The organism is Alteromonas sp. ABH2_165, from assembly GCF_056159945.1.
The window spans coordinates 41,174-53,648 of the sequence record NZ_JBSWWF010000012.1 but is presented as its reverse complement, the minus strand read 5'-3'; the positions used below and the strand labels follow the sequence as shown (position 1 = coordinate 53,648).

The window sequence follows — 12,475 nt, the reverse complement described above, 5'->3', positions numbered from 1 at the left end:
TATCTGAAAAGAAATAAAAAGCCGGTAACGTTTCCATTACCGGCCTGGTCGTTCAAAGGCTCTATCAGCCCTGATAATCCTGCAACATTCTGGCAATACTGCGAATGCCAATTCCCGTTGCTCCCGCAGGCATTTCTGCGGTTGCGCTACCGTGATACGCCGCGGCTAAGTCGAGGTGCACCCAGCCAATACCTTCTTCGTTAACAAAACGAGACAGGAAGCCAGCGGCATTAGAAGCACCACCGCCACCACCGCCCTTCATCGGACGACTGTTTGCGGTATCAGCAAACGCTGACGGACACTTGTCTTGGTGGAATTTCTCAATTGGCAGCGGCCAGAACCCTTCGTTCTCAGCTTTACCCGCATCAAGCATGGCGGCTCGGGCTTTTTCATCCATACTGAATACTGCATGATATTCGTTGCCCAGTGCAACGGTAGCCGCACCCGTTAAGGTGGCGGCGTTAATGATAAGTGGAGCACCGGTTTCCGTTGCGCGGATCAAACCGTCAGCCAGTACCAAGCGGCCTTCGGCGTCGGTGTTCACGATTTCTACCGTCAGGCCGTTTTTGTAGGTCAGCACATCACCCAACTTGTAGGCATGGCCACTGATCAGGTTTTCAGCACAACAAAGCAGTAGCTTCACGCGCTTGTTTAAGCCCTGGCTGATTGCCAAACCCAGCGCGCCAGTGACGGTGGCTGCGCCACCCATATCACATTTCATGTCCAGCATACCTTCACTGGATTTAATGCTGTAACCACCGCTATCGAAAGTAATGCCTTTTCCGACCAACACGGCATCTACCGGCGCGTCTTCTTTGCCAGAAGGATTGTAGTCTAGCTCTAAGAACACAGGGGGCCGCTCACTGCCGCGACCTACATTATAAATACCGGTCCAGCCCGCTTCTTTCAGCGCTTCACCAACAATCGTCGACACGGTAACTTTGTCACCGCCCAAGGATTCAATCCACTGCGCCGCACGCAAAGCCAGCGTTTCAGGTGACAGATCTTCCGGAGTATCGTTTACCAGGCTGCGGGTAAACAGCAAGGCGGCATAGCAACGCTCAAGCTCGTCTTTATCGGCTGTTTCTGCCCAGATAATTGAACCCGGCTTGCGAGCACGGGTGTAGCTCATTGCGAACGCCCACTGCTGATCTTTGCTCCATTCGCCACTCAGTTTCACTTCAGCAATACCCAAGCCATCGATACGACGACCAGCCTGACGAATCACCCGCGCGGTATCGCTAGCGCCACCTACATGCACTACGGCCCCCTCAGCCGTCATGCTCAGTTTTGCATTTTCGCCCCAATGGGCAGGCGCTTTATCAGAAGAAAGCGATACGGAAAAAATCGACATAACAATTCCTTATTTGCTTGTTACACTGGGCACACTGGATTCATTGATTGCGAACGTAACAGGTTCGCGGGTATGAAATTCAGCATGCCTTTATTTAAATCAAAATAATTTGTGGTCTGTATGCAGTTTACTACGCCGTTACTACACGGAAAGCTTATTCGCCGGTACAAACGATTTTTAGCTGATGTCGAACTCGACAACGGCGAAATAGTGGTTGCCCATTGCCCTAACACTGGTGCCATGACAGGCTGCGCCGAGCCAGGGTTCGACGTTTATCTGTCCCCTTCAAATAATCCGAAGCGAAAACTCGGCTACACCTGGGAACTGGCTAAAACCTTTAATAGCGATTTTATCGGCATAAACACCCACAATGCTAATAAACTGGTAGCGGAGGCACTGGATAACAAGGTCATCCCTGCTTTTTCTGCGATCAATGGGTGGAAAGCTGAGGTGACACCGCCAGGCGCAGACAGTCGTTTCGACTTTTGCGTTTATACAGATGCAGGCGATGCTTACATAGAAGTAAAGTCTGTCACACTTCTGTCCGATAATAAGGGCTACTTTCCGGACGCGAAAACCGACCGGGGAGCAAAACATTGTGAGACATTAGGTAACTTAGCGGCCAGCGGGGTGGCAACCACATTGGTGTTCTGTGTACAACACACCGGTATTACCAGCGTGCGCCCAGCAGAACATATTGATCCTAAATATGCTGCCGCCGTAAACGATGCTCATGGAAAAGGCATGCGGATAATCGCGGTTGGCTGCGAGATCAACGAACAAAATATCAAAGTAAATCAAACACTCCCTGTTATTTTGTGAAAAAGTAGTTGCAATTTCGCAGATGGACGCCATATTTGCGCATTGCTTTTTACCGTAGTGGTGTATAAACGCCACCGGCGCTTTGCATCGATAAGCATTGGATGCAGTGATTAACGGAAGGGTAACTTTGACACCAACGTTGCCTGAACATAGTGATTCTGCTATAGATACTGGGTTGTTCAGGACAATAACTATGGGTGTCGTAGTGTAGGAGATGTGGCACATGCCAACAGGAAAAGAAACGAAATCCCTGGGCCTTTTAGCCTTAGCCGGCCTTGCGCCTTACCAGCCAAAGCCTGACGAAGAGTACATGAACGATGCACAAATGGAACATTTCCGTTTGTTGCTGAAAGCCTGGCGTGACCAATTGCGTGAAGAAGTTGATCGCACAGTAACGCACATGAAAGACGAAGCTGCTAACTTCCCTGATCCGGTAGACCGTGCCGCTCAAGAAGAAGAATTCAGCCTTGAACTGCGTACACGTGACCGTGAACGTAAACTGATTAAGAAAATTGAGAAAACCATGCGTCGCATCGAAGACGATGATTTCGGTTTCTGTGATCAGTGCGGTATCGAAATTGGTATCCGTCGTTTGGAAGCACGTCCGACTGCTGACTTATGCATCGACTGCAAAACCATGGCTGAGATCAAAGAGAAACAGCTGCAAGGCTAATCTCTGCTTTGTTATTTAAGAAGGTGCAGGTCTTGGATCTGCACTTCTAACTTTTTTACGCTTAAAATCATGACCGGTTCCTCCCTTTACATCGGCAGATTTGCTCCTTCGCCTTCCGGCCCGCTCCATTTTGGCTCTCTTGTTGCCGCGCTAGCCAGTTTTCTCGATGCCCGTGCTAATCATGGTAAATGGTTGCTTCGCATGGAAGATATCGATGAACCCAGATGCATTATCGGCGCAGACCAGCTCATACTACAAACCCTTGAAGCTCACGGTTTAACGTGGGACGGTGAGGTGATTTACCAGTCACAGCAACACGCGCGTTATCAAGCCGTAGTAGATAAACTTGTCGCCCAAGGTATGGCGTATTATTGCACCTGTACGCGCAAAAAGATTAAGGAAACCGGTGGTATTTATCAGGGGACGTGTCGCCACAGTCAGCATAGCAGTGAAGGGGCGGCGATACGGCTGAAACTAGATATGCCGGTAAACCAGTTTCGCGACCGTATACTCGGCGATATTACGGTAAAAGATGAACACGCTCTGGAAGATACGGTACTTAAGCGACGGGACGGCCTGTTTTCTTATAACCTGGTTGTAGTGCTGGATGATATTTTCCAAGGTATTACCGATATTGTGCGCGGCAGCGACTTACTTACCACCACTGCGACGCATCTCAGCCTGTATGCCTTGCTAAATGAAGTTCCTCCCCGCTATGCTCATATTCCGGTAGCTTCTATTGCCGAAGGTAGAAAGCTAAGCAAGCAGAACCATGCCACGGCATTAGACAATGCCCATGCAGCAGAGAACCTTCACCTGGCACTGGCCTTTCTCGGTTTGCCTGTACCGAATAGCCTGCTAAACGAATCGGTAAACGGCGTGCTACAATGGGCAATTGAGCACTGGAATTGTGATAAACTTCCTCGGCAGCGGGAAATTATTGTCGCTGCAACAGAATCCACTTATCATACGACTTTTTAGTTTCAGCCCCATTTTTTTGGAGACAGCATCATCATTACGCGCGTGTTAAAAACGGTAAAACGGGTTCTTAACAAGGACTCGGCCTCAGAAGCGGCAATACAGGCCTTTACCCTTCCCCGTGCAGAACACGGGATTTCACGGGAAGATATCAGTGATAACGCGCTGAAAGTGATGTATCGCCTCAATAAATCTGGCTTTGAATCTTACCTGGTAGGCGGCTGTGTCCGCGACCTCATGCTGGGCCAGAAGCCAAAAGATTTTGATGTGGTTACGAATGCCACACCAGAGCAAATTAAAGGGCTGTTCAAAAACTGCCGTCTGATTGGCCGTCGCTTCCGCTTAGCACACATCGTGTTTGGGCGTGAAATCATTGAAGTTGCCACGTTTCGAGGGCATCACAGCGATGGTGAAGACAACGATAAACTGGGTCAGCAAGATGCACAGGGCCAGTTAGTCAGAGACAATGTTTTCGGTAGCATCGAAGAAGATGCCGAACGCCGTGACTTTACCTTCAATGCCATGTATTACAGTGTGGCTGATTTCAGCGTGACGGATTTTGCCAATGGCCGCAAAGCCATTGCGAAGCGTGAAGTTGAGTTAATTGGCGACCCGGAAACCCGCTACCGTGAAGATCCGGTTCGAATGATTCGTGCGGTGCGCTTTGCCGCAAAGCTCGACATGACCATTACCCCTCGCACTGCCAAACCTATTCCCGAGCTGGCACATTTGCTGGCCAATATTCCACCCGCACGTTTATTTGAAGAAACCCTAAAACTGTTTCTCGCGGGGGCTGGGGTAAAAACGTTCAAAATGCTTCAGCAGTTTGGCTTGCTGGCACCGCTCTTCCCACAGTTAGAAACCATTGTGAAGAACCCGGAAAGCCGCGAGTTTCAATTTATTCTCAAAGTACTGGAAAACACCGACGAGCGCATTAATAGCAATCAGCGCGTAACACCGGCTTTCCTGTATGCGGCACTATTGTGGTATCCGCTGGAAGAACATGCACAGAAGCTACAGGCAGAAAGTGGCCTGAACCAGCACGATGCGTTCAACATTGCTGCCGGTGAAGTCATTCACCGTCAAACTCAGCGCATTATGATTCCGAAACGCTTCTCTACGGTGATACGCGATATCTGGATTTTGCAGCAACGCTTGCCTCGTCGTTTTGGCCGCCGTGCATTCCAGTTGCTTTCGCACCCCAAATTCCGCGCTGGCTACGATTTCCTGCATGTTCGTGGTGAAATTGAAGGCGGTGATACCATGGAGCTGGCCGACTGGTGGACAGAATTCCAACATGCCGATCCGGGTAAGCAGAAAAAGCTGCTAAACACCCTGCGCCAAGCGGAAGGAGGCAGTGCCCCAAGACCACGTAAACGTCGCCGTCGCTCACCGGCTAAGCGGGACGCCGACAATGCATAAAGAACACGTGTATATTGGCCTGGGCAGTAACCTTGGCGACTCTGGTGCACTGTTGGAAGCGGCTTGCAGTGAAATGGCGGCGCTGGACCAAACCCGGGTACTTGCCCGCTCGTCTGTGTATGGCTCATCGCCTATGGGACCACAAGACCAGCCCGACTACCTGAATGCGGTTTGTCTGCTAGAAACATCGCTGGAACCAGTGACGTTATTGCACCAACTACAGCGCATTGAAAAAGAACACGGCCGGGAACGTAAAGCCGAACGCTGGGGTCCACGGACACTGGATCTCGACATATTGCTTTACGGCAATGTGGAAATGAATACCGAGGAACTCACCCTTCCCCACTACGGCATGCCCGAGCGGGAATTCGTGATGGTTCCATTATTTGAAATTGCCCCATCAATGATCATGCCTGACGGCAATCCTATCGCCTTATGGGTATCTCGCTGCAATCTTGATGGACTTCGACGCCTGACGCCTTCTACTCAGGCATAAATCCGAATGGTTCGCACATCGCCAATTGCCTGTGTCGGTTGTGCCAACTGAGGTTGTTCTATGAAAAAAATCACCATTTCTGGCCTGCAAAAGAAAAAAGCCGCCGGTGAAAAAATAACGATGTTAACGGCCTACGACGCCAGCTTTGCCAAAATGTTCGATGAGCAAAATGTTGACATTCTGCTTATTGGCGACTCTCTGGGCATGGTTTTACAAGGCGAAGATGACACCTTGCCAGTAACCGTCGACGATATTGCCTATCATACCCGCGCCGTACGTAAAGGTACGCAGCGTGCCTTCGTGGTTGCTGATATGCCATTCATGTCGTATCCCACGCCAGTCGCTGCTTACGAAAATGCGGCGAAGATCATGGCCGCGGGTGCCAGTATGGTAAAAATTGAAGGTGGCACCTGGTTGGCGGAAACCATTAGCGGCTTAGTAGAACGTAGCGTTCCGGTTTGCGGCCATCTCGGCTTAACGCCTCAGTCTGTACACGTTATTGGTGGATTTAAAGTACAAGGGCGCGAAGAAGATAAAGCGGCTAAGTTACTTGCTGATGCCAAAGCATTGGAAGCGGCCGGTGCACAAATGCTGGTTCTGGAATGCGTGCCCACCTCGCTGGCAAAAACTGTTTCCGAAGCCCTGTCTATTCCTGTTATTGGTATAGGTGCGGGAGCACAAACCGACGGTCAGGTACTGGTAATGCACGACATGTTCGGCATTTCAGCCAACTACATGCCGAAATTTTCTAAGAACTTCCTCGTTGAAACCGGTGATATGCGCAAGGCCGTACAAAAGTACATTGAAGATGTACAAAGCGGTGCATTCCCTGGCCCAGAACATAGCTTCGAGTAATCCATGAAATCACTGACTACTGTAAATGCTCTACGCGCCCAGCGCCGTGAATGGAGCAAACAAGGGAAAGTTGTGGGGTTCGTTCCTACTATGGGGAACCTTCACGATGGCCATTTGCAACTGGTTCACGCTGCTAAAGCGAAATGCGACGAAGTGGTTGTGTCGATTTTTGTGAACCCCATGCAGTTTGGCAAAAACGAAGATTTGGACAATTATCCGCGCACCCTGGATGCCGATAAAGCCAAGCTCGAAGCCGCTGGCGTTGCTGCAGTATTTTTGCCTTCAGTTGCTGAGATGTATCCTCGTGGATTGGAGCAGCAAACATTTGTTCAGGTGCCAGGCATTTCCGACATCCTCTGTGGTGCCAGCCGTCCCGGACACTTCCGAGGGGTAGCCACCATCGTGTGTAAACTCTTTAATATGGTAGCTCCGGACATCGCTTTCTTCGGTGAAAAAGACTTTCAACAACTGCAGGTCATTCGCTTAATGGCAAAGGATTTGTCGATGAACCTGGAAATCATTGGCGTTCCCACAGAGCGTGAAGCCAGTGGCCTCGCCATGAGTTCCCGCAATGGCTACCTGACCGACGCAGAACGCGAACTGGCGCCTCAACTATATAAGCTGATTAGCGAAATGAAGGCGTCTGTCCTCGCCGGCAATAATGATTACGCCGCCCTGACTGAAGGGTTTGTTGGCAAAATTAATCAAGCCGGATTCAAAACGGATTATCTCGCGGTTAAGAATGCTACCGACTTAAGCGATGCCGACGCTGAAACAGAAAGCCTGGTGATTCTGGTCGCTGCGTATTTAGGGACTACACGACTGATTGATAACCTCTATTTCAGCGTGTAAGTACGGCCCTTTGGCTCACCTAAATTTGCCTACAAAAAAACCGCAATTTTTGCGGTTTTTTTATGCAAGCCAATACTAACCACTAACTTGTTAGTGATGACTCACTTTTCTCCAGCTCTTTCCAGAGGTGGCGTGCATGGGCAATTTTAGATTGCTCTGCAAGAATGTTTTTAAGATCTTGCTCTGTAGTCAATGGATTCGCCATGACCACACGAAATACGGTGATCGGGCGAGAATTAAAGTCAGGGTTTTCCAATCGGGTTCGAGAAACAAATGACTTACCGGCTTCACGCTGTAGCTTCTGCACATTCACCACCAGCGCATCAATCTTGTGATTGATTTGGTTCTTCTCACCTTCATCAGCCGTTTTCAGTTTCTCCTGAATAACCGGCGGACACACACGATAAGTTAAAATGGATAAGGTTGGCGCAGTCACCAGCTCGAAATCTGGATGAGCTTCAATCATGTCCGCAAATTTACGGGCCTTCTTGATGCTTTCGTCTATCAGCAGCTCATAACCACGGCGACCGAAGATATGCAGTGACGAATACACCATCATAGCCATACCGTTCCGGGAGCCTTCCAGGGTAGTCGCACCTAAATCCTTTGAGCCCTGGCGCAAAATGTATTGAGCATGATGACGCACGTTATTCGCATCTTCCGGGTTTTTAAACAGCACCATACCCGCGCCCATCGGCACATACATTTGCTTATGCGCGTCGATGGTGACTGAATCTGCTCGTTCAATGCCTTTTAAGCGCGTGCGATAGGTTTCTGAAAACAACGTCGCACCGCCCCAGGCAGCATCAACATGGAACCAGCACCCCAGTTCTCTGGCCACATCAGCTAATTCATCCAGAGGGTCTACGTGGCCGGTCTCAGTGGTACCACCGATCCCCACCAGCGCCAATAGTTTATTTCCCTCTTCCTGATAGCGCTTACCTTCGGCCAGCGCTTGCTCAGGCGATAGTGTTTGCTGCGGGCACGGCAATGTGATCAGGTTGTCACGGCCGATGCCAAGCACATCCACCGCTTTAGACAGTGAATAATGACCCCGACGGGAGCACATGACGCCCATCTGATTGATATCGTAGTGACGGTACGCCGCGGCTAAACCTGATTTAGCCACACCGGCAAAGCCCTTATCTGCGCCCAGCATTTTATTGCGTGCAACCCACAATGCAGTAATGTTCGCAACCGTGCCACCGGAACCAAACGCCCCCAGCGCATGACGGGCGCTGTGCAGATATTGCTGATACCAGCTGTCTTCTTGCCCATACACTAAGTTGTGCATCATACCCAACACCTGACGCTCCAGCGGGGTAAACGCTTTGGAGGTTTCAATTTTCACCAGGTTCTGATTCAGCCCCACCAGCAGCTTGGCTAGCGGCAAATGAAAATAAGGAAGCGCAGAAGTCATGTGACCAATAAAGGTCGGGGAATAGGTATTAACAGAATGCGCGACCAGTTTATCGAGCAAGTTTTCGGCATGAGACGACACGAACTCAGGTGACTCCGGTACAAAAGCATCGGAGAAATCCTGTTCAATCTCTTCAAGAGACGTCTTCTTTGTCACCACATGCTGGGATAAGAAATCCAGAATGTTATCTGACAAATGCTGTTCGATTTGTGCAAGCTTTGAGTCTTTGTGTTCAGGCTTGGTAAAGACCCGAAACAGATGTTTCAGACTAACTTGAGCTTCACCCACTCCACACACCTCTTATTTAATTCGGAGCAAACCGCGCTACGCCACTGTAATGGACGGCGTTTACCACTCCCTGACTCACTTCGTCAGTAACCATGAAAACTTAGCACGCATCTTACAAAGTGCGGAACTTTACCCCAGAAACCCTCGAACGCCAAGAGGCAGTCGAATTAAGCTGTCGTGATATACCGCCAACATGATGGTAACTATCGACCATCATCACCGTTTCCGCTACGAACGGTAAAAAATAGAGAATGGGCAATCTGACAACCTCTGCTATAGTGAAAAGATGAGGAATAGCCAGAGGCGAGTGACATGCCATTTCGAGAAATAACAGATAACTACACTCTGGATGCTATTGTGCCTTACTTTCAACCTATCGTCGATATCCGGTCTGAAAGAGTATGGCGCTATGAGTGTCTGGCACGTCTAGTTACTCCAGAGCAGCGAGTATTTTTACCCAGCGATTTTCTTTATTTAATTGAGCGTCATAATCATGTTCAGCAGCTTGCTGAAATGATGTTTTGCAAAAGCGCCGTCTATTTCGAAGATTCCAATACCCCTTGGAATATTAATCTTGATGCCAGCGATTTGGAAAACGATGATCTGCTTCATTCTTTGATTGCGCAATTGGCAAACTATCCCAATCCGTCCCGGGTAAGTGTTGAGGTGAGTGCCGATGTGGCCTTTAAGCATTACGATAAGCTAAAGCGCTTTATTGATAAGTCTTTGCACAGTGGAATGGGCGTATTCATCGACAACCTGGGCAAACAAAGCGCCAATATCCGCAACCTGATGAACCTGCCCTTACGCGGTGTGAAACTAGATGGGAGCCTGCTGCGCCGCCTCGACCAGCATTCAGCCATTGAAGACTTTGTATTGAGCGTATGCGATTTAGCAAAAGAGCGCCATATGAGCATTGTTGCCGAGCACATTGAAGATGCCGACACCTTAGAGAAAGTCATGAGCATGCCTATTCAGTACGCTCAAGGCTTTGTATTCTGTGAACCTTCGCCGCAACCCAATACCGCTACGGCACATTAATCCCTCGCGGCGGCCAATACGGCCGCTGCTCTCATCCATTTATCGGCTTCTCTGCTACACATACCTCAAATTGACTGACGCTCTGGTGCGGATAGGTTAAAACACTTTTAAGTCACTGACGTCAGCCTTATTACTCCGGGGCGACCAGCATGACGAACAAATACAACAATAAGTACTTACCAGGGGCAATATTTTGACTACCAAAGAAACCGCTAAAGCATTACTGGTGCTTTCTGCCGGACTACTGTTTAGCAGCCAGAGCGCAGCTCAGACCAAACCCGCATTTCATGACATGGACGTATTCGACCTGGAATGGGCATCTGATCCACAAATCTCTCCCGATGGAGAAACCATCGTTTATCGCCGTAACTTTATGGATGTGATGACAGATTCCCGGCAGGGTCGTCTGTGGCTGATTGATGCTGACGGCAATCATCATATGAAACTAACCGATAAAGATATCAGCGAAGGCAGTGCCGTTTGGTCGCCCGACGGCACTCGCCTGGCCTATGTGAGCAGTGGCAAAAATGGCAGCGAAATATTTGTCTATTGGATAAAAAGCGGCAAAGTCGCGCGCATTACTGAACTTGAGCGCTCGCCCTCTGGCCTCAGTTGGTCGCCAGACGGCAAACAACTGGCATTCTCAGCCCTGGTGCCGGAAAAGCCTCCGGTACTGGTGACCATGCCAGCCAAGCCGAAAGGTGCCAAATGGGCAGACAATCCACGCATTACCGACCGCCTCAAGTACGAGCAGGATGGTCGGGGCTATATTGAGCCAGGTTTCAGTCACTATTTTGTGGTACCGGCAGAGGGTGGTACGCCCCGTCAGGTAACCAGCGGCAATTTTCATTATCGCGGCCAGCCACAGTGGACGCCCGATGGCAAAGCACTGGTTTTCTCTGCTAACCGTGAGGCAGATTTTGAGCGTCAGTTCCGCAATACCGATATTTTCAGCGTGGATATCACCAGCGGTGAAATCAGTAAGCTGACCGAAAACCCCGGTCCTGACCATTCTCCGGTCGTTTCACCCAATGGTAAGCAAATTGCCTGGTTGGGACACCCTGATAAAGTACAAGCTTATCAGGTTACCCGTCTTTATGTAATGAACGTAGACGGTTCAGATAAACGAGAAATCGACACTGGCCTTGACCGCTCTCTCCGGAGCCTTAGCTGGACCGACAGCGGCCTCTATTTCCAATACGACAATCACGGCAATACCAAAATCGCGTCTACCACTCTGAAGGGTAAAGTAACCAAATTGTCTGATAATGTGGGCGGCACTACCGTAGCCCGCCCTTATGGCGGCGGCAGTTTCAGTGTGAATGACGAAGGTGATATTGCTTACACCTACACCACAGCATATCGCCCGGCCGACGTCGCGCTGATTGAAGGTCGTAAGAAACCCAAATTACTCACAGGGTTGAACGAAGATGTGCTGGCATACCGAAACCTCGGAAAAGTGGAAGAGGTTTGGTACAAATCCACAGCAGATGGTCGTGATATTCAGGGCTGGGTAGTATTCCCACCGGACTACGAAAAAGGTAAAACCTACCCGCTTATCGTAGAAAACCACGGCGGCCCAATTTCCAACTATGGCGATCGCTTCTCGCCGGAAATTCAGCTGTACGCCAGCGCTGGTTATGTGGTGTTTTATCCGAATCCCCGGGGTAGCACCAGCTACGGTGAAGAGTTCGCCAACCTGCTGTTTAATAACTATCCCGGTGAGGACTATCAGGATGTAATGGACGGCGTTAATGAGATGATTCGTCTTGGCTATACCAGCGAAGACAAACTCTATGTCACCGGCGGCAGTGCTGGCGGTATCATGAGCGCCTGGATGATTGGCAAAAATAACCGTTTCGAAGCGGCTGCCGTGGTAAAGCCGGTAATGAACTGGATAAGTAAATTGCTGTCAGCAGACAACTACTACATGTATTCAGATTACCGTTATCCTGGGCAAGTATGGGAAAACCCTGAAACTTACTGGAAGTTCTCGCCTGTATCACTGGTTGGCAACATTCAAACGCCTACATTGGTGATGGTGGGCGATGCGGACATGCGGACACCGCTGTCTGAAGCCAAGCAACTCTATAGTGCTCTGAAAATTCGTAATATCGATACTGCACTGGTTGAGATGCCTGGCTCTTACCACTTCATCTCTAACCGCCCCAGTCAGATGATCAGTAAGATTAAGCATGTGCTGGCCTGGTTTGAGAAATATCCGTCTTCTGAAGATAAAGAACCTCGGGTGGCACCTTCTGCTCAGCACTAGTT

Annotated in this window: 11 protein-coding genes; 9 read left to right on the top strand and 2 right to left on the bottom strand. The window is 49.7% G+C overall.

Annotated features, from left to right (window positions below):
• Positions 1 to 64 precede the first annotated feature (64 nt).
• Complete coding sequence (pepB, locus tag ACXAFQ_RS19880; protein WP_474825114.1) at positions 65 to 1,354, bottom strand: aminopeptidase PepB; 1,290 nt, start codon at positions 1,352 to 1,354, stop codon at positions 65 to 67.
• 120 nt (positions 1,355 to 1,474) lie between these two features.
• On the opposite strand from pepB, the gene sfsA reads away from it, so the two are divergent.
• From sfsA to panC, 7 genes are all read left to right on the top strand, one after another.
• The gene (gene sfsA, locus ACXAFQ_RS19875) at positions 1,475 to 2,176 is read left to right on the top strand and encodes a DNA/RNA nuclease SfsA (protein WP_474825113.1); all 702 of its coding nucleotides are present in this window, start codon (positions 1,475 to 1,477) and stop codon (positions 2,174 to 2,176) included.
• 223 nt (positions 2,177 to 2,399) lie between these two features.
• Entirely contained in the window at positions 2,400 to 2,849 is a 450-nt protein-coding gene (gene dksA / locus ACXAFQ_RS19870; protein ID WP_070126290.1) for an RNA polymerase-binding protein DksA, read from the top strand.
• A gap of 69 nt (positions 2,850 to 2,918) precedes the next feature.
• On the top strand, positions 2,919 to 3,830 hold the full coding sequence (gene gluQRS, locus ACXAFQ_RS19865) for a tRNA glutamyl-Q(34) synthetase GluQRS (protein WP_474825112.1): 912 nt from the start codon (positions 2,919 to 2,921) through the stop codon (positions 3,828 to 3,830).
• 96 nt (positions 3,831 to 3,926) lie between these two features.
• Positions 3,927 to 5,249 (top strand): polynucleotide adenylyltransferase PcnB, encoded by a 1,323-nt coding sequence (gene pcnB / locus ACXAFQ_RS19860; protein WP_474825179.1) that lies wholly within the window; start codon positions 3,927 to 3,929, stop codon positions 5,247 to 5,249.
• Positions 5,242 to 5,745, top strand: a complete 504-nt coding sequence (gene folK, locus ACXAFQ_RS19855; RefSeq protein WP_474825111.1) for a 2-amino-4-hydroxy-6-hydroxymethyldihydropteridine diphosphokinase — start codon at positions 5,242 to 5,244, stop codon at positions 5,743 to 5,745. The genes pcnB and folK overlap by 8 nt, the downstream gene beginning before the upstream one ends.
• A 60-nt stretch (positions 5,746 to 5,805) precedes the next feature.
• The gene (panB, locus tag ACXAFQ_RS19850; protein WP_070126203.1) at positions 5,806 to 6,600 is read left to right on the top strand and encodes a 3-methyl-2-oxobutanoate hydroxymethyltransferase; all 795 of its coding nucleotides are present in this window, start codon (positions 5,806 to 5,808) and stop codon (positions 6,598 to 6,600) included.
• Positions 6,601 to 6,603: 3 nt separating this feature from the next.
• Positions 6,604 to 7,452, top strand: coding sequence for a pantoate--beta-alanine ligase (panC, locus tag ACXAFQ_RS19845; RefSeq protein ID WP_474825110.1), 849 nt, complete (start codon positions 6,604 to 6,606; stop codon positions 7,450 to 7,452).
• 82 nt (positions 7,453 to 7,534) lie between these two features.
• Here panC and panP read toward each other — a convergent pair whose 3' ends face one another.
• Positions 7,535 to 9,160, bottom strand: coding sequence for a pyridoxal-dependent aspartate 1-decarboxylase PanP (gene panP, locus ACXAFQ_RS19840; protein WP_474825109.1), 1,626 nt, complete (start codon positions 9,158 to 9,160; stop codon positions 7,535 to 7,537).
• Between the two features lie 312 nt (positions 9,161 to 9,472).
• On the opposite strand from panP, the gene ACXAFQ_RS19835 reads away from it, so the two are divergent.
• Together ACXAFQ_RS19835 and ACXAFQ_RS19830 are read left to right on the top strand one after the other, a co-directional pair.
• The gene (locus ACXAFQ_RS19835; protein WP_070126200.1) at positions 9,473 to 10,201 is read left to right on the top strand and encodes an EAL domain-containing protein; all 729 of its coding nucleotides are present in this window, start codon (positions 9,473 to 9,475) and stop codon (positions 10,199 to 10,201) included.
• Positions 10,202 to 10,394: 193 nt separating this feature from the next.
• Positions 10,395 to 12,473, top strand: coding sequence for a prolyl oligopeptidase family serine peptidase (locus tag ACXAFQ_RS19830; RefSeq protein ID WP_474825108.1), 2,079 nt, complete (start codon positions 10,395 to 10,397; stop codon positions 12,471 to 12,473).
• The last annotated feature ends 2 nt before the right edge of the window (positions 12,474 to 12,475 follow it).

Excerpts from the sequence above, each read along its gene's own strand:
- panB (WP_070126203.1), top strand. The coding sequence starts at position 5,806 with ATGAAAAAAATCACCATTTCTGGCCTGCAAAAGAAAAAAGCCGCCGGT.
- panC (WP_474825110.1), top strand. The coding sequence starts at position 6,604 with ATGAAATCACTGACTACTGTAAATGCTCTACGCGCCCAGCGCCGTGAA.
- folK (WP_474825111.1), top strand. The coding sequence starts at position 5,242 with ATGCATAAAGAACACGTGTATATTGGCCTGGGCAGTAACCTTGGCGAC.
- dksA (WP_070126290.1), top strand. The coding sequence starts at position 2,400 with ATGCCAACAGGAAAAGAAACGAAATCCCTGGGCCTTTTAGCCTTAGCC.
- pepB (WP_474825114.1), bottom strand. The coding sequence starts at position 1,354 with ATGTCGATTTTTTCCGTATCGCTTTCTTCTGATAAAGCGCCTGCCCAT.
- sfsA (WP_474825113.1), top strand. The coding sequence starts at position 1,475 with ATGCAGTTTACTACGCCGTTACTACACGGAAAGCTTATTCGCCGGTAC.
- ACXAFQ_RS19835 (WP_070126200.1), top strand. The coding sequence starts at position 9,473 with ATGCCATTTCGAGAAATAACAGATAACTACACTCTGGATGCTATTGTG.
- gluQRS (WP_474825112.1), top strand. The coding sequence starts at position 2,919 with ATGACCGGTTCCTCCCTTTACATCGGCAGATTTGCTCCTTCGCCTTCC.